This is a genomic window from Luteibacter anthropi (assembly GCF_023699965.1).
GTDB classification, from domain to species: domain Bacteria; phylum Pseudomonadota; class Gammaproteobacteria; order Xanthomonadales; family Rhodanobacteraceae; genus Luteibacter; species Luteibacter anthropi.
Genome location: NZ_CP077072.1, coordinates 625,442 through 642,986, shown reverse-complemented (window position 1 = coordinate 642,986; position 17,545 = coordinate 625,442). Strand labels below are relative to the sequence as shown.

At 56.5% G+C, this 17,545-nt stretch carries 12 protein-coding genes; 7 read left to right on the top strand and 5 right to left on the bottom strand.

The features are described 5' to 3' along the window. The first annotated feature begins 110 nt into the window (after nt 1-110). The 7 genes from KR767_RS02910 to KR767_RS02880 are packed head-to-tail and all read left to right on the top strand — an operon-like array spanning nt 111 to nt 11,032. Nucleotides 111-800, top strand: coding sequence for an ABC transporter permease (locus KR767_RS02910; protein WP_250878032.1), 690 nt, complete (start codon nt 111-113; stop codon nt 798-800). Then, nucleotides 797-2,023, top strand: coding sequence for an ABC transporter ATP-binding protein (locus KR767_RS02905; RefSeq protein WP_250878031.1), 1,227 nt, complete (start codon nt 797-799; stop codon nt 2,021-2,023). The genes KR767_RS02910 and KR767_RS02905 overlap by 4 nt, the downstream gene beginning before the upstream one ends. Further along, on the top strand, nt 2,020-3,924 hold the full coding sequence (locus tag KR767_RS02900) for an FkbM family methyltransferase (RefSeq protein ID WP_250878030.1): 1,905 nt from the start codon (nt 2,020-2,022) through the stop codon (nt 3,922-3,924). The genes KR767_RS02905 and KR767_RS02900 overlap by 4 nt, the downstream gene beginning before the upstream one ends. Beyond that, nucleotides 3,921-7,691: a glycosyltransferase gene (locus tag KR767_RS02895; RefSeq protein WP_250878029.1), complete on the top strand. Its 3,771-nt coding sequence runs from the start codon at nt 3,921-3,923 to the stop codon at nt 7,689-7,691. Before KR767_RS02900 ends, KR767_RS02895 begins: the two co-directional genes overlap by 4 nt. A 41-nt stretch (nt 7,692-7,732) precedes the next feature. Then, nucleotides 7,733-8,767 carry a GDP-mannose 4,6-dehydratase gene (gmd, locus tag KR767_RS02890; protein ID WP_250878028.1) on the top strand — a complete coding sequence of 345 codons (1,035 nt, stop codon included), beginning with the start codon at nt 7,733-7,735 and terminating at the stop codon, nt 8,765-8,767. Further along, nucleotides 8,745-9,650, top strand: a complete 906-nt coding sequence (locus tag KR767_RS02885) for an NAD-dependent epimerase/dehydratase family protein (RefSeq protein ID WP_250878027.1) — start codon at nt 8,745-8,747, stop codon at nt 9,648-9,650. Before gmd ends, KR767_RS02885 begins: the two co-directional genes overlap by 23 nt. Before the next feature lie 32 nt (nt 9,651-9,682). Next, on the top strand, nt 9,683-11,032 hold the full coding sequence (locus tag KR767_RS02880; protein ID WP_284732867.1) for a phosphohexomutase domain-containing protein: 1,350 nt from the start codon (nt 9,683-9,685) through the stop codon (nt 11,030-11,032). Between the two features lie 260 nt (nt 11,033-11,292). On the opposite strand, the gene KR767_RS02875 is transcribed toward KR767_RS02880, so the two are convergent. The 5 genes from KR767_RS02875 to KR767_RS02855 form a co-directional block, all read right to left on the bottom strand. Further along, nucleotides 11,293-13,569: a hypothetical protein gene (locus tag KR767_RS02875; protein ID WP_250878025.1), complete on the bottom strand. Its 2,277-nt coding sequence runs from the start codon at nt 13,567-13,569 to the stop codon at nt 11,293-11,295. Between the two features lie 65 nt (nt 13,570-13,634). Then, a complete protein-coding gene (locus tag KR767_RS02870; RefSeq protein ID WP_250878024.1) occupies nt 13,635-14,042 on the bottom strand; it encodes a GtrA family protein in 408 nt (135 codons plus the stop codon). Between the two features lie 6 nt (nt 14,043-14,048). Further along, the gene (locus KR767_RS02865) at nt 14,049-14,786 is read right to left on the bottom strand and encodes an SDR family oxidoreductase (protein ID WP_250878023.1); all 738 of its coding nucleotides are present in this window, start codon (nt 14,784-14,786) and stop codon (nt 14,049-14,051) included. Between the two features lie 3 nt (nt 14,787-14,789). Continuing rightward, entirely contained in the window at nt 14,790-16,091 is a 1,302-nt protein-coding gene (locus tag KR767_RS02860) for an FAD-binding oxidoreductase (protein WP_250878022.1), read from the bottom strand. Continuing rightward, on the bottom strand, nt 16,091-17,491 hold the full coding sequence (locus KR767_RS02855; protein ID WP_250879213.1) for a UbiA family prenyltransferase: 1,401 nt from the start codon (nt 17,489-17,491) through the stop codon (nt 16,091-16,093). Before KR767_RS02855 ends, KR767_RS02860 begins: the two co-directional genes overlap by 1 nt. Nucleotides 17,492-17,545 lie beyond the last annotated feature (54 nt).

Sequence of the window (17,545 nt, the reverse complement as noted above, 5' to 3'; positions counted from 1 at the left end):
GAATGAAACAGCTTTTACTCGCTCTCTGGCGTTATCGGAACTTCATAACGTCAGCCATAAGGGCGGACCTCCGCACGCGTTTCAGCAGGAGCAAGCTAGGCGCTTCGTGGATGATCCTGCAACCACTGGCGCAGGTAGCCATCTACTCTATCGTGTTGTCCGCACTGCTATCGGCCAAGTTGCCGCCGGGCCATGGCGGGCAGTTTTCCTATGCAATCTACCTCATCGCAGGCATGGTTCCGTGGTCATTGTTCACGGAAGTGATGGCGCGCAGCCTGACCATGTTCGTCGACAACGCTGGGTTGATGAAGAAAATTGCCTTCCCGCGTATCTGCATTCCCGTGGTGATGGTGGGTGGGGCCCTGATCAACCATGCCCTGTTGCTACTGGCTACCTTGGTGGTGATCTTGGTGTCGCATCAGCCCATCACCTTGCTGGCCTTGTGGATTCCGCTGCTGACCGCCGTCCTGCTCGTTTTCGGCGTCGCTCTGGGACTCATCCTTGGTGTCGTCAACGTCTTCGTTCGCGACGTTGGACAGGTGATGAATGTCATCCTCCAGTTGTGGTTCTGGATGACTCCCATCGTCTACGTGGTGGATATCCTACCTGCCCAGTTCAAGCATCTGGCAATTTTCAATCCCGTAACACCTGTCGTCCAGGGATACCAGAACGTACTGCTGTTTCAGCAAGCTCCACCCTTCACGCCGCTGTTCGTCCTGCTAGCGGCAAGCTTCGTCCTGCTTGGCTTCTCGCTTTACGTGTTTCGTAAGGCTTCCCCCGAACTTGTGGATGTCCTATGACCCGCGAAGTGCTTTCCTTGGTCCGCGTAGGCAAGGCCTATCGCGAGTACTCATCCGAGTGGTCGCGCTTTGGCCGTTGGTTCGGGATCAAAACGCATACCCAGAACGAAAAATGGGTACTTCGCGACATCACTTTCTCGGTGATGGAGGGCGAGGCTGTCGGCATCGTAGGAGAGAATGGCGCAGGCAAAAGCACGCTTCTTAAGGTGATCACCGGTACGTCCCGTGCGAACGAAGGTGAAGTTCGTCATTTCGGGCGCATCTCTGCCATTCTGGAACTCGGCATGGGCTTCAACCCAGATCTCTCCGGGCGACAGAACGTCTATCACTCGGCCGGCCTGATGGGGTTCCGTCGGGATCAGGTCGATGCGGTCATCGAGGAGATCGAGGCGTTCGCGGAAGTGGGCTCATACTTCGATGAGCCTGTCAGGACGTATTCCAGCGGCATGGCCATGCGAGTGGCCTTTAGTGTGGCGACGGCATTCCGTCCGGAGGTGTTGATCGTCGACGAGGCCCTCTCCGTCGGCGATACCTACTTCCAGCACAAAAGTTTCGCTCGTATTCGCGAGTTCCAGAAACAGGGCACCACGTTGCTCATCGTGTCGCATGACAAGGCTGCCGTACAGTCGCTCTGCACCCGCGCGATCTTGCTCGAGCATGGCCGGATCATTCGGGATGGCGAGCCGGAAGCGATCATGGATTATTACAATGCCATGATCGCGGACAAGGAAAATAGCCGCATACGGACGGAGGTGCAGGCCGACGGCAGGGTGCAGACCGTTTCCGGTACGGGAGAGGTGGTGGTTTCAAGGATTTCGCTGCGAAATGCAGGCGATGAAGCCGTTGAGTTTGTGTCGGTGGGCGAACCCGTCAGGCTCCGGGTGGACGTGTTGGCCAACAGCGATGTACCTCAACTCGTTTTCGGGTACATGATCAAGGACCGTATGGGACAGCAAGTCTACGGTACCAACACGTTCCATACCCGCCAATTGGTTGCCGATGTCCGCCAGGGCGACGTCATTTCCTATTGCGTGGATTTTCCCGTAAACCTCGGTCCTGGTCATTATTCGATCTCGACGGCTCTGGTCAGTACCGATACGCACCTGGTCAACAATTTCGAATGGAGGGACCTGGCGCTGATGTTCTCGGTGACAAACGTCGACAAGCCCCCGTTCGTAGGCGTTGCGTGGATCCCTCCCGTGATCGAGGTGAATCGCTCATGAGCATGATTTCCTATGCGCAGAACTACGAAGACGTGATGCTTTCCCGCGCCCTGGCCGGCGTGAAGGAGGGTTTCTACGTGGATGTCGGCGCGCAGCACCCGATCAACGGATCGGTCACCAAGGCGTTCCATCTGAAGGGATGGCGTGGTATCAACATCGAGCCTATCGAAAGGTGGTTCCGGCTTGTTTGCGCAGACCGGCCCCTTGACGTCAATTTGCAGGTTCCCATTTCTGATGTTCCCGGCACCATCGAGATATTCGATGTGGAAGATACGGGGTTATCCACGGTTCGAGCGGATTACGCGGCCAATCATGCCAAGGATGGTTGGCACGTCGAAAAGCGACAGCTCGAAGCAAAGACGCTGAACGAGGTGTTTGGTGCTTATGCCGCACCCGATGTCCACTTCCTAAAGGTTGACGTTGAAGGCGCGGAAGGCGCGGTGCTGCGCAGCATCGACCTTCGGCGTTATCGACCATGGATACTGCTGGTCGAGGCGACCAAACCCAATTCCAGCGAGCCATCCTTCGAGGATTGGGAGCCAATCGTGCTGGAGCAGGGATACTGCTTCGTTTACGACGATGGGCTCAACCGGTTTTATCTTGCCGAAGAACATGCCGATCTGTCGGTGTATTTTCAGCGACCGCCTAATTTCTTCGACGACTTCATTCCCTACGCGGAATGGTGGGTACGACAGCAGCTTGATGCGGCCAATTCGGAACTTTCGGGTCTGAAGGACATTTCGCGCCTTGCGGATACTGTCGAAGCGCAGGGATCGAGGATGGACACGCTCCCGGGAGCGATTCGCAATGAGGTGTCCACTGCGGTGGGTGCCTGGGGGGATCGCCTTGAAGCCGGGCTTGCGGAGCTTGCGGCTAGACTGGATGGGCGTTTCGACGGCGTGGAGTCCATGGTCGAGCAGCGAACTGCCGAGCTTGGGAAAGGCTTCGCCGAGCGACTCGGCGTCACCCAGCAGAAGCTTGATGCCCGGGTAGCCTCTACGGCGGAAAAGCTTGGAGCCCGTCTTACGGCGTTGGGTGAGGGTATGGATGCCAGAATGACTGCGCTTCGCGATCGTCTCGATGCTCGTACGAATGCGATCTCTGAGCACCTTGATGATCGTGGCAGTGCGATTACTGACAATGTCATTGCGCAGATGGACCTTGTGCGCGACAAGATCGACGCACGGCAGGACGACCTGTCCGAAATGTTCTCCTCGCATCTGGGTGCGTTCCGCAAGCGAATTGATGCCCTGCGTCTCAACGAGCATCTCGAAGGACAGCTTGGTGCGCTGTCTCGTTCGCTGGAGTCGCGCCTGGAGGTGCTTGGTGGCGGTCTCGATGATCGGTTGCGTGAAACCAGGCACATGCCTGAAATGTTGATGGCGCGCATGGATGCGGTTGAGAAGACCTTGGTCGAGGCGCATGCGCGCTTCAATTTCGCGGCCAATGTGCAGGAGGCCTATCTCCAGAGCGCGGAAAGAGCGCGAGCCGCCGAGGCAACGCTGGATCTCGTGCTGCATAGCAGGTCATGGCGCATCACCCGGGCGCCTCGCGTTCTGGCGCGCGAAATTCGCAGGCTCATTTGCCGGGATCGATCCAGTGCACCTGTTCGCCAAATCAATGTATCGGTAAGTCGCAAGCCTATTTTTGTGAGGATGGTCAGGGAGTCGATCAAGAATCCCCTGTTACGGAAGATTGGTGCGGTGACGTTGCGATTCAGCCCTGGTCTCAAGCGGCGGATCGTTGGTGTTGCGCTCAGCCACGAAGTAAGAAACGTGGTTCACAAAGAACGCATTTCGTCGGCGGAATCGTCTTCGACGGATGCCATGCATCTGCCTGCGCGAGCTCGGCTGGTTCGGGCGATGCTCACTGAGTCGAGTTCGAATCGGGTTACATCATGAAAGTAGATTTTTCTGCTCATGTTCTAGTGGACCTGCAGGCATGCCAGAGCCTTGTTCACGGATCGCGAGGCATCGGCCGATATGCCACCTCATTGGTTGAAGGGATTCTCCGCCTTGCCCGAGGTCGGCGGTTGTCCTTCCTACTTAATGGTGACATGCCGGAGTCTGCCGCGGAGTTGCGGTCGGGCCTGCTCGCCGACATGGATCCCTCCGCCATCCATACCTGGCATGCACCGGCGCCTCGTCGTGCCATAGATGAGGCAAATCGTTGGAGGGGCGATGCTGCGCGCGTCATTCGGGATGCGGTCATTGAGTCCATCGCGCCCGATTGCGTGTTGCTTACCAGCTTTTTCGAAGGATGGGTCGACGATTGCGTCAGCGCGCTTCCGTCTTCCGAAGCGCGTGTTGCCACGGCCGTCGTTGTCTACGATCTCATTCCGTTTCTTTACCAGGACATCTATCTTCGCGATGCAGGCCTGAAGGCATGGTACCTGCGCAAGATCGAGCGATTGGCGAAGGTGGACGTCGTGCTGGCGATATCCGAAAGCGCCCGTCGGGAAGTCATGGAAGTTACGGGCCTCGATTCGTCTCGTGTCATAAATATTTCTTCCGCGGTCGACCCGCGGTTCCTTCCACAGGCGCTCAGTGCGGCCGAAGAGCAGAGTGTTCGCCAGCGCCTGGGGCTTGATAAGCCTTTCGTGATGTACACCGGGGGGATCGATCATCGGAAGAATATCGATCTTCTGATCGAGGCGTTTGCCGACACTGGCACCTATGCCAAGACGCACCAGCTTGCAATTGTGTGCAAGGTGGAGAGTGGAGAGGCCGCGCGGCTCATGGAGCTTGGGCGGTCTGCAGGTTTACAGAAGGGCGCCCTGGTGTTGACTGGGTATGTCTCCGACGACGACTTGCTCACGCTTTATGCGATGACCGAACTTTTCGTTTTTCCTTCGTGGCACGAGGGTTTCGGGCTGCCTGTGCTCGAGGCTATGTCGGTCGGAGCGCCGGTCGCAGTAGCCATGTCTTCGAGCCTGCCGGAGGTTGTCGGACCGAACGGACAGTTCTTCGATCCATACAAGAAGAAGTCGATTACCGATGCTCTTCTGAGGTTGCTGTCGGATGCCTCCCTACGGGAGCACGTGGCAAGGAATGGCCTTGAGCGGAGCCGCGAGTTCTCGTGGGACAGGACGGCTTCCGCGGGTTGGACCGGTCTCATGCATGCGGTGGCGATGCGTAAGCGGAATGAACCCGTCCTGGCCGAACCCCGCTGGACCCGCCCCAAGCTTGCGTATCTTTCTCCCCTGCCTCCCCAGCGATCCGGGATTGCGGATTTCAGCGCCGAATTGCTTCCGGAGCTAACGGCGCATTACGACATCGAACTCATCATTGATGACGGGGCTCCTGTGCCCGAGTTGGATGGGCTTGCGTTGCCCATTCGGACCACGTCCTGGTTTTTACAGAACGCTGATCGCTTCGACCGGGTTTTGTATCATTTCGGTAATTCCGAATTCCATAGCCACATGTTCGACGTCCTCGAGCGTGTACCGGGTGTCGTAGTACTTCACGATTTCTTCCTTGGAAACCTGCATCACTTTCTGCAGGACACTGGCCAGAGGCCAGGTATTTGGCAGCAAGCGTTGTATGAGGGGCATGGATACGGTGCACTCGATGTACTGAAGACTAATATAGATCGGAATGTCACCGCCTTTGCTTTTCCCTGTAACTGGAGGGTCTTGTCCAGGTCCGATGGCATTATCGTGCACTCCAGCCATAGCAAGGAGCTCGCAGCGCAGTGGTTTGGGCCTGAAATAGCGGAGTCGGTTATCCAGATGCCGCTGCTACGAAAGGCGCACCCCCCCGCCGACCGTGCAGCCGCGCGCCGAGCCCTGGGAGTTCGCGATGACAAGCTCATTGTCGCAACTTACGGCATGCTCAGTGCCGCCAAGTGCAATGATTCGCTGGTCGAAGCATGGATCGCTGGTTTTGCCGATCGCGACGATTGTCATTTGGTCTTCGTTGGCCACGCCGCGGATCCTGCCTGGGAACACTCGCTTCGGCAGCGCCTCGACAAGTTGGGTGTGTCGAACTTCTCGATCACGGGCTTTGTCGATGCGACAATCTACCGCAAATGGTTGGCCGCGACCGACGTTGCGGTCCAGTTGCGTCGTCAATCACGTGGGGAGACCTCAGCGGCCGTTCTTGATTGCTTTGCCTGGAGCATTCCAACGATCGTGAATGCCCACGGCTCGATGGCGGAGTTGCCCCCCGAGTCGGCGATCATTATCGACGACCTGTTCACGATCGAGTCCCTGGTCGCGGCAATGAACATGCTGGTCATGTCGGATAAGGTGCGAAAGCTCCTTGGGAGAGCTGGTCGCGACTATTTGATCCAGCAACACGATCCAGCCCTCGTTGCCAGCATGTATCGTGACACCATCGAGACGCTGGACGCGAAGAGTTCACGTCGCATGCTGCAGCGTGCTGTCTCCCGCCTTACTGCCACGGGTAACGCGTTCGTTCCGATCGATGCCGATTTGGACGGTCTGTCGATTGGCCTGTCTCCGCTGTTTGGGCCCGCCATGCCCCGGCCGCAGTTGCTGGTCGACGTATCGGAACTGGTTCAGTCCGATGCGCGAAGCGGTATCCAGCGCGTGGTCAGGAGTGTCCTGCGGGAACTGTTGGCCAACGGCGTGCCGGGTTGGCGTGTTGAGCCGGTGTATACGACCGGGGGCGGTGCGTATGCCTATGCCCGCTCGTTTACCTGCCGCTTCATGGATATTCCGGAAACGGGATTGCCCGATGATGTGATCGAAGCCGGCGCAAACGATGTCTTCCTTGGCCTCGATCTGGTGCCAACGGGTATTCCCGCCGCCACGAAGGCGTTGTCTTCCCTGCGAGCAAATGGTGTAAAGCTGGCTTTTGTCGTTTACGACCTGCTTCCCGTTGTCCATCCGGAATGGTTCCCTCCCAATGCGCCAGCCGTATTGGCCCCTTGGTATGAGGCAGTCGCCCGACTTGCGGATCGGGTGATCTGCATATCCCGTTCCGTCGCCGACGAATTTGCTGCTTACGTGGAGGATCGCAGGCGCAGCATCCCGTTGGAGCTCTCGTGGTTCCATCTTGGCGCGGACGTGGAGGCTAGCCGTCCATCGTCAGGCATCACTGATATCGAGGCGGAGATTATTCAACGCCTTGAAAATCAAAGTAATATCGTGCTAATGGTCGGCACCATCGAGCCCCGCAAGGGGCACGATCAGGCACTCGAAGCCTTTGCTCGTTTGCGCGAGCGTCATACGGATGTCCGTCTGGTGATCGTGGGCAAGCAGGGATGGTGCGTCGAGGATGTCGTGGACCGGCTTCGCCAGGACGTTCAGGTTTCCGACGATGTCGTATGGTTTCCGTCGGCTAGTGACCAGGTCCTGGAGCGTCTCTACAAGCTTGCCAAATTGGTTCTCGTGGCTTCCCGAGGGGAGGGCTTTGGCCTGCCGATCGTCGAGGCCGCCATGCGGGGTGTCACGGTGCTCGCGCGCGATCTTCCTGTTTTCCGGGAAGTGGGCGGCACTGGTATTATCTACTTCTCGGGGGATGACGGGGATTCTCTCGCCCAGGAAATAGAAATGGCACTCGGTATGGTTAATACCTCCGGGGCGCCCGATCTGTCCGGCGTGTCGATCCTGCCGTGGTCCCTCAGCACGTCGCGTCTGATAGAGGCGGCGACAGGAAAGTTTGTCTACAGGGTCCTCGGGTCTACTTCAGGCAAGCTGTAGTACATTGGGAATTAAACGGGTCAGGATTCAGGATAGCTTTAATGAAAACAGCGATTATCACCGGTATTTCGGGGCAGGACGGCGCTTATCTGGCGGAGCTTTTGCTCCAGAAAGGATACAAGGTCTACGGCACCTACCGCCGTACCAGTTCGGTGAACTTCTGGCGTATCGAGGAATTGGGCATTGATCGACTGCCCAATCTTAATCTCGTGGAGTTCGACCTCACGGACCTAGGTTCGGCGGTGCGTTTGCTACAGGAAACCGGTGCGACCGAGGTCTACAATCTCGCAGCCCAAAGCTTTGTTGGCGTGTCGTTCGATCAGCCCAAGCTCACGGCCGAAATTACCGGCATCGGTGCGCTGAATCTTCTCGAAGCCATCCGCATCGTGGATCCGAAGATTCGCTTCTACCAGGCGTCGACGTCGGAAATGTTCGGTAAGGTCCAGGCCGTTCCGCAGAAAGAAGATACTCCTTTCTATCCGCGCAGCCCCTATGGCGTTGCCAAGCTCTATGCCCACTGGATCACGGTGAACTACCGCGAGTCGTATGGCATCTTCGGCTCCAGCGGTATCCTGTTCAATCACGAGTCGCCCCTGCGTGGCCGCGAGTTCGTCACCCGCAAGATCACCGATACCGTCGCGAAGATCAAACTGGGCAAGGTCGACGTGCTGGAGCTCGGCAACCTCGACGCTAAACGTGACTGGGGTTTTGCAAAGGAATACGTCGAGGGCATGTGGCGCATGCTGCAGGCCGATGAGCCCGATACCTTCGTTCTTTCCACCAATCGCACCGAGACCGTTCGTGATTTCGTGACCATGGCGTTCAAGGCCGTCGATATCGAAATCGAATGGCGCGGTGAGGGTGAGGGTGAGCGTGGCGTTTGCAAAGAGACGGGGCGCGCCCTGGTCGTCATCAATCCCAAGTTCCATCGCCCTGCCGAGGTCGATCTGCTGATCGGCGACTTCTCGAAAGCCAAGGAAAAACTTGGCTGGGAGCCCAAGACGAGCCTTGAAGAGCTGTGTCGGATGATGGTCGAAGCCGACCTGAAGCGGAATGAGCGTGGACATTCATTCTGATTCCCTCAAGCCTGTCGCACTGGTGACAGGCCAGCGTGGCTTCACGGGGCGTTACGTCACCTCGGAGCTCGAGCGCGCAGGGTATACGGTGGTCGGTCTTTCACGCGGGACCGCCACCGGGACTGATGCAGTCGACATACGCTCCAGACAGGAAGTAATCGACGCTGTTGCGTCGATTACTCCCGAGGTAGTGGTTCACCTTGCCGCGATAGCCTTCGTGGCCCATGGTGATGCTGAGGACATCTACAGAAGCAATGTTCTCGGTACACGGAACTTGTTGGAGGCGCTGGCAGCGTCAGCTCGGCGACCACGATCGGTATTGCTAGCCAGCAGTGCCAACGTCTACGGCAACAGTGAAAACGAGGTGCTTACCGAGTCGGTATCTCCCGCGCCGGCCAACGACTATGCCGTCAGTAAGCTGGCCATGGAGTACATGGCGCAGCTGTGGAGGGATCGGTTGCCGTTGATCGTGGCCAGACCTTTCAATTACACGGGCGTTGGCCAGAGCGGCAACTTCCTTCTTCCGAAGATCGTAAGCCATTTCAAGCGAGGCGAGCGGACAATCGAACTGGGCAACATCAATGTTGCGCGGGATTTTCAGGATGTTCGTTTCGTCGCAAATGCTTATCGACGACTCGTTGAACTCGGAGATGTGGACGGTCCGGTCAATCTATGCTCCGGACAGTCCTACTCCTTGATGGACGTCATACGGATGATGCAGGAGATCGCGGGATACGAGATTGAGGTCAGGGTAAACCCTGCCTTCGTCAGAGCGAATGAAGTCGCTCGCCTCACCGGCTCGAACGAGCGTCTTGCGGGCCTGATTGGCTCGCTGGATGTCATTCCCCTGCGTGAAACCCTTCAGTGGATGTACGCCTCCTAGAGGCGTAAGTCCCTCGAAACTAGGAACAAAACGTGGCTATGAAATGTTTCAAGGCCTACGATATTCGTGGCCGGCTTGGAGAAGAACTCAATGCCGACATTGCCTATCGCATCGGCAGAGCATTCGCCGACGCCGTCGGAAAAGGTTCGGTCGTCGTAGGTTATGACGTGCGCCTCTCAAGTACGGAACTTGCCGAGGCGCTAGGCAATGGCCTGATGGATGCCGGCTGCGACGTCATCGATATTGGTTTATGTGGCACGGAGGAAGTCTACTTCCATTCCTTCCACCGCGATGTCATTGGCGGAATCATGGTCACGGCGAGTCACAATCCGCTCGACTGGAACGGTATGAAGCTCGTTCGCGAGGGCGCTCGTCCCATCAGCGGTGACACGGGCCTTCGGCAGATCGAAGCGGCGGTGGAAGCCAATAGTTTCCAGAATGTTGCTTCGGTTCGTGGCAGCACGTTCGCTGAGCATTCCAAAAAGGCCTACATCGACCACCTCATGGGGTATATCGATACGAAGGGGTTGCGGCCCCTGCGAATCGTGGTCAACCCTGGCAATGGCTGCGCGGGACCTGTGATTGAACTCTTGCGCGATCACCTTCCGTTCGAACTGATTCCTGTGCATTTCGAGCCGGATGGAACTTTCCCTCATGGAATTCCCAACCCGCTGTTGCCGGAAAATCGCGCGGCTACCGCTGAAGCCGTTCGTCGGAATAAAGCTGATTTCGGACTGGCTTGGGATGGTGACTTTGATCGTTGCTTCTTCTTCGATGAAGAAGGGCATTTCATTGAGGGCTACTACTTGGTCGGGCTGCTGGCAACGCAGCTTTTGGCCGGGAATCCTGGCGAGAAGGTGATCCACGATCCGCGACTGACCTGGAACACCATTGATGTAGTGCAAAAAGCTGGCGGGATTCCTGTTCAAAGCAAGACCGGACATGCCTTCATCAAGGAGAGAATGCGGGTCGAGAACGCCATTTACGGTGGGGAAATGAGTGCACATCACTATTTCCGTGATTTTGCCTATTGCGATTCGGGAATGATTCCCTGGTTGCTTATCGCCGAATTGGTTTCCCGTTCAGGAGCAACGCTCGGTGAGTTGGTTCGTGCTCAGGTAGCGGCCTTTCCTTGCAGTGGCGAAATCAACTTTAAAGTCGACGACACACTTTCCGCGATCAATAGAGTGCAGAAGGTGTTTGCCGGCTTTGGTCCTGTGTTGGATTTTACGGATGGCGTGAGCGCCGACTTCGGAAGCTGGCGTTACAATATTCGATCGTCCAATACTGAGCCTCTCCTTCGGTTGAATGTGGAATCCAAGGGAGATATTGAGCTGGTGATGCAAAAAGTCGAGCAGATTACTGGATTGTTGGAATCTTGATAAAAAGCCAGGGACGCAACGCCCTGGCTTTTTCTCATTGTGCATAATTCGGGACAGGCACTTATGCGGTTGCCCTGTGATCTCTCATCTCTCGAATCGGAGGGATGAATAATCAGGACATCACGACATGCCAAATGCTCGAAAAGACATTTGTGGTCCGCAAGCAAAGCGCCTGATCATGTGGATCGGGCGCTTTCTGAATGAATGTGATTGTTTTGCATTCTTTTGGCAAATACCACTCTCGGACAGGAGTAGGTCCGCTACTCCGGGCAGTCTCCAGGTTTGACCGTTAATGATTTCAAGGCGACGCCCATTTTTCTCGGGTCAGCACCGGGTGAAAGTGCATCAGGCAAATCAAGTTGCACAAAGATGCGCCGATCGCTTATCAGGTCGTCCTTGAGCGTTATCGACTGTTCGCCTTTCAGGGTCGTATTAGTGACGGTACCTGAGCCCATCCCGTGAACGCCGACTCTCTGGACGCCAAGTGCTGAGAGGTTCAATGTGATGTCGGCTCGCTTGCACTGGGTGTCAACGGCGGCTTCGATTGTTGGCGAATTGCCCAAGGACCATATCTGGCTGGCCTCGGGAAGGGACCAGCCCGTCAGACGAAGGCTGGGTGAATTGAAAGCAATCACTTCCGATTTGCTTGGCGGCAAATCAGGATTCGACATGTCCAGTAGATAGCTTTCGCTGCATGCAGGGAAGTCGCTGACACCAAGCAGGGTGGGGCATGCCACTAACCGCCACGCGTGATTGTTCGCGAGCAGTGGTTTCGGCAGATCTACAGTCAAAGAGGCCTGGTCTTCGGTGGCCATATCCCCCTTGAGTGGCGTGAGGACTTGATAAACAACCTTGCTGTTGTCCTCGATTATCTTGATGTCGATGTAAACCTTGCCTGCTTCCTGGCCCGGCCCGGCTTGCGCCGCCCAGGTTCCAGCACCGGTCTTTACGAGGTTAAGTTGAATCTGACTCGGGTTGAGGATGGCGGCACTAAGTTTTGCATCATAGTACGTCTCCAGGAATGTGGATGTTTTCGGCTGTGGTAGACGCCTATATAGATGCGCGACCGGGCTGTTCGTATCTAGTTCGTACCATCGCTGGAACTCTGGGTGGAAAAAAAGCACAAGCGATCCACGGAAGGCTTCTGTGGGCAAGCGGAAACCGTTCTTCGCCTCGAAGGTGTGGAACTGGACAATGTCCGGTTTCGCCTTGAGTACATATTCATTGTCATACTTCTGGAGAAAGCCCCCTTCAAGCATCGCTATATGCGCGTTGTTCAGGCCGATCATGTCGATAGTCGGTAGGCCGCTGTAGTAAGCGATTGCACCTGCATCAATAACGGCAAGTTGGGTGGTTTTTGGGAGGTTCAACGAGGCGATGTACTTCCCCATTTTTATATCCCCCTCGTCCGATTGGGCCTGTGCTAGCGCCTGGGAACGAAGTTGAGTCGTTGGTACGACGAAGGTGCCTGCAAGGATCAGCAAAAGAACTCCCGACGCGGGAAGCCTCCTGAAGCCCAGGGTGATGAGTAAGATCGACGCAGGGATGACCGGCACCAGGAAACGATATCCAAGCATCCAGTCACCGCCGACAAGCAGGCAAAAAGCAACATATCCCGTGATGAGGCCCGCTAGCAGGATGGCCAGAAGGAAGTCGGCCTTACGCTTGGTAACGATGCAGACAACTGAAACAACCAGAGCGGGGAGCAGTAATGGATAATCCCTAAAAAGGCTTTTGATGTAGTGCTTGCCAAGTAGGATCTGCCAGGCCAGATTTCCTGTTTTTGCACCTACGGTGACGGGAAAGTAGAGCCCATAAACATGATGGCGGACAAGGAACATGCTGCCGGTGATGACAAGGTAAGGGGTGAGAACCAGCGTTAGCGATTTCACCACCCCCTTTCGCTTAGCAAGAAGGAGAACGACTTCGAACGCCGGGACGATTCCAATTAAGGCGAAGCCCTCGGGACGGCTAAGAGAGGTCAAGCCAAACAATAAGCCCGCTGCTAGTAATAGCTTGTTGGATGGTTTTGCTACGCGCCCACCGTAGTAGACAAGTGTTGCCGCCGTAATCGTTAGCGTGAAAAGTACGGTCTCCATGGCCCCGGATGCCCAGAGCGCGAGAGGCGGGAAAGCAAACAGTATCAGGAGCATGGGAAGGCGAAGCTGCCGGGTGTCCGGCGCGTACTTAGAGCCGAGCAGTAGCAGCGCGCCGATGCCAAGGTAGCTTGCCCATCCGATCAATTTCGAAATCGTCAATGGGTCAGCGTGGGTGAGCGAAAGTATCCCCACAAGAAACGTCCACAGCGCCCCGGAGTACCCCTCGACCAATTCACCGTTGTAAGTGAATCCATTTCCAAGAACGAAATTCTTGACATACGTCAGATAGATGAAGGTGTCATCTGGCTGGAAGGCGCGATAGATAAGGGCATGTATGAGGCCCAGGATGAAGGCGATGGCGACGCCAATGGTGCTGGGAGAAAGTAAGGCTGACCGTCGGGCGATGTCGGGGCCTATGATTTTTCCTTCTGTGGTCATTCTTTCTCTCGCGCGATGCTGGGCATGATGTTTGGACTACATGCCGATTTTTGATGGAATGGAGATCAGGATTTGGATTTGAAGACAAAGTGCTTGTCAAGAAAGTACTTGACTACATAACCAATGATAAGCCCTATGGCTCCTCCCATAAGAGTGCTCAACGTGCTGTCTTTGATAAAGTGAGCCAAGGCTTCAAAGCCCCAGAAAATACAGGTCGTTGCGATACCCATGGCGCTGTAAAGACCGAAGGCCCTTGCGTCGTCTTTTCTGCTTGTTGGCTGATATTCAAAGATATATCGCTTGTCGAGGATGTACTTCGTCACCAGCCCCGTACCGGTGCCGACGATGAGGGCGACGAGCAGGGCGTAAGGGCCGTCATAAACTTGCTTTGCAAGAAGTTGTGCGCCAAGGTTCACGGCGATGGATAACGCAGCGAAAATGACGTATCGAACGATTAGCGATGGAGTGCGCATAACACGTTATAGCTTTATCCTTCGGAAGATGAATTCAGGAATGTGTCGGATGATGGCCATGATTGGATGCCAGAAGAACGGCGTGTATACGACCGATCGCCTGCGCTCGATGGACTTCAAGATATCGGCCGCGACCTTATCTGGCGTTGCCCACAATACGCCCTTCTTGAATTTCCGGGTCATGGGTGTATCTACGAATCCTGGTTTGATGATCAATACATGCACTCCGCTGCCCTGTAGGCGCTGACCAAGGCCGCTTAGGAAGGTGCTCACGGCGGCCTTTGCCGCTCCGTAGAGATAATTGCTCGCGCGCCCCCTGTCGCCGGCTACTGAGGAAATGACGGCTAGCGTTCCGCGGGCCGCCTGTTCCATCCTCGGTGCTATGGCGGTTGCCAACGCGATGGTGGCGGTGGCATTGGTGCTGAATTCTGCCAATGCTGTATCGACGGATGCTTGGCACTCCGGTTGATCAGGCAACGTTCCTTGGGCCATAAGCACGACATCGACACCGCCCAGAGCTTCCCAGGCTGCGTCGAGTACGTGAAGATGGGCTGCGTAGTCGTTGACGTCCAAAACAGCTGTGTGGACATCACTCGCACCCCTGACTTGCAGATCGGATGCTATGGCTTGCAGGCGCTGCTGCTGGCGGCCAGTGATGAACAGTCGGCTTCCGTCTGCCGCATACAAGCGGGCGACGCTTTCCGCTATGGCCGACGTTGCGCCAATAATAAATACTCGTTGCATTTTTTACTCCATGACACGTTGCCAGAAGCTAGACGATAATCCCGGATCCCGGAATTGTTCGAATTCATTCCAGCGAGGAAAATAGCGGCGAAAACGTTGGGATGACATGCGGGCGTCCTTCGCCGGATAGACGGCTCCGCTTGCTTCATCAACCAGATCGTCTAGTCTGTTCAGCAGCGCTAACGTCTCAGCACCGGTATTTGGGAAGTCGAGTGCCAGGGTCGTGCCTTTCCGGGGGAAGGACATCATTCCCAATGAAGGGATGTCGCCGAACTGTTTCAGCACGGCAAGAAAGGATCCGGCGCCCGACCTCGAAATTTCTCCGATGAGTGCGGTCATTACCTTTGGCGCGTCAGCGGCTGGTACGACGCACTGATACTGGAGAAAGCCACGAGGGCCATACATTCGGTTCCAGTCGCGAATACCGTCCAATGGATAGAAAAACGGTTCGTAGTGCCTTACCGCATGCGCCATGATTGGACGCTGCCGATGGTAATAGAGCTGGTTGAACAAGCGCAGGGTGACAGGGTTGACCAGTGAAACGGGAGGAACCACCGGCATGGCCAAAGGGCGCTGACTGTGAGCTACCTTCCCCGAGCGTGCTGGACTGTGATTGGCGCGACTGAATAGCCCGCGGCCGGCACCGGCACCACGCCTTGCACAATCGATCCACGCCACGGTGTACTCATAGTCTCGCTCGGACTCTTCCGATATAGCGAAGAACTCGTCCAGATTTCCGAACTTGACAGACTCGCCCGTCATCCAGGCACTGGCGATCCTCTTCAGCTGGAGGGTGGCCGTGACGATAACGCCCGTGAGCCCAAGTCCTCCGATCGATGCCTTGAACATGTCCGCATGTTCGGACAAAGAACACCGGAGGCGCTCGCCATCGGTTCGCAGCAACTCCAACTCGATGACGTGATGTCCTATGGTGCCTGCCGCATGATGATTCTTGCCGTGTACGTCGTTGGCTATGGCCCCGCCCACGGTGACAAAGCGGGTGCCCGGCGTCACCGGCAGGAACCAGCCTTGTGACACGACCAGGTCCAATATTTCCGAAAAAAGGACCCCTGCCTCGCAGGTCAAGATACCGGTGGCCGGATCAAACGCGATGAACCTGTCGATGCCGCGGGTATGCAGTAGCGTCCCGCCATCATTCAGGCAGCTGTCACCGTAGCTCCTCCCGTTTCCATAAGGAAGCGCTGTCCCTGCGACGGTGGGAAGACGGGCGGAGCGATCATTCAGGGAAATGATCTGCTGGCGGGGATGAAAATAGCGGCCCCAGGATTCACCTTGGGTAGGCATCAGATGGCGGCCGCGATAATGGCGGCGGCGATCAGGCCGGTCACCTGGCTGGTGCGATCGAGCACGGCGAAAACGACCGGATCGTCATGCATCGTACCGCGATGCGCAACAGCCCAGATGCGGCTGATCCAGTACAGCAGCAGAGGGCACAGCGCCCAGAGCACGTGGGGATGGGCGTAGAGCTTCATGCTCGCAGTGCTGTCGATGTAAAGCGCCAGAACCAGTACGGCCAGATATCCGCTGGAACCACCGAGCGACTGAACGAGCGGAATGTCGTCCACGTCGTAACCTCGCCCGCTGGCCTTCACCTTGCCGCTTGACTGCAAGCTCAGCAGTTCCACGTACCGCTTGATCATCGCCAGGCTGAGGAAGAAGAACATCGAGAAGGCGAGCAGCCAGAAAGATGGACGTGCTTCGATAGCGGCCGTGCCAGCGAGAATTCGTGTGGTATACAGCGTGGCAAGCACCACCACGTCAAGCATCATCAAGCGCTTGAGCTTGAACGAATACGCAGTAGTGAGTACGTAGTATCCAAGGAGCACCGCCGTAAAGAGAGGCGATGCGAACAACGAAAGGCCGAACCCCAGGACCAGCAGCAACACCGACGCGAAAAGCCCGCTGGACACGGGAAGGGTGCCTGCAGCGAAAGGTCGAGAACGTTTGCGGTGGTGCTGGCGATCCGAAGGAAGATCGAGCAGGTCGTTTGTTATGTACACACTGGAAGCACAAAGACCGAAACACACGAACGCCAGCAGGCTATTCATCACGGCGGGAAAATCCAGCACGCGATGGGCTGCAAGAACGGGAAGGAATACCAGTACGTTCTTTACCCACTGATGCAGGCGAAGGGCCTTGCCCCAGGTACGTGCGCCTCCTCCCGGGACATCGAACCGTCGCTGCACGGTGGTCACTTTGGCGGCGGCCTTTGAAAGGGCGTGGCCTTTCTCGACCACCACGGCCTCACGGGAATGTTTCCAGACGGCCAGGTCGACGGCTGCGTTGCCTACGTAGTCGAACTGCCGATCACCGAAACGCTCGATGAGCGCCGCGGCCTTGTTTCGACCAGCGAGGTTGTCGTGTCCATCGCTTGCCAGCACTTCATCAAAGGCGCCCGCGAACGCGGCTACCGGCTCGGCCAAATGCTTGTCTGAGGCGGTACAAAGGATGACGAGGCGCGTCTCGCGCTCCTTTTCAAGCCAGGCAATCAGTTCTTTGTTATAGGGAAGTGCCGACGGATCGAGCGTTACTCGCTGCGCGATCCGCTGCTTGAGGTGGGCCTTGCCACGAAGTAACCATGCCAGCATGGCGAAGATGTAAAGCGGTTGCTTTGCAATTAGTAGCAACGCCGACTCGATCAGCAGATCCGAGCGAATCAGGGTGCCATCTAAATCTACGCACAGGGGAACCCCGGGCTTCGTCGCGTTTCCGGTCGCGGTCACGGCCATGTCGTACCC

Coding starts and splice junctions, on each gene's coding strand:
- KR767_RS02910 (WP_250878032.1), top strand. CDS start 111: ATGATCCTGCAACCACTGGCGCAGGTAGCCATCTACTCTATCGTGTTG.
- KR767_RS02905 (WP_250878031.1), top strand. CDS start 797: ATGACCCGCGAAGTGCTTTCCTTGGTCCGCGTAGGCAAGGCCTATCGC.
- KR767_RS02900 (WP_250878030.1), top strand. CDS start 2,020: ATGAGCATGATTTCCTATGCGCAGAACTACGAAGACGTGATGCTTTCC.
- KR767_RS02895 (WP_250878029.1), top strand. CDS start 3,921: ATGAAAGTAGATTTTTCTGCTCATGTTCTAGTGGACCTGCAGGCATGC.
- gmd (WP_250878028.1), top strand. CDS start 7,733: ATGAAAACAGCGATTATCACCGGTATTTCGGGGCAGGACGGCGCTTAT.
- KR767_RS02885 (WP_250878027.1), top strand. CDS start 8,745: ATGAGCGTGGACATTCATTCTGATTCCCTCAAGCCTGTCGCACTGGTG.
- KR767_RS02875 (WP_250878025.1), bottom strand. CDS start 13,569: ATGACCACAGAAGGAAAAATCATAGGCCCCGACATCGCCCGACGGTCA.
- KR767_RS02870 (WP_250878024.1), bottom strand. CDS start 14,042: ATGCGCACTCCATCGCTAATCGTTCGATACGTCATTTTCGCTGCGTTA.
- KR767_RS02865 (WP_250878023.1), bottom strand. CDS start 14,786: ATGCAACGAGTATTTATTATTGGCGCAACGTCGGCCATAGCGGAAAGC.
- KR767_RS02860 (WP_250878022.1), bottom strand. CDS start 16,091: ATGCCTACCCAAGGTGAATCCTGGGGCCGCTATTTTCATCCCCGCCAG.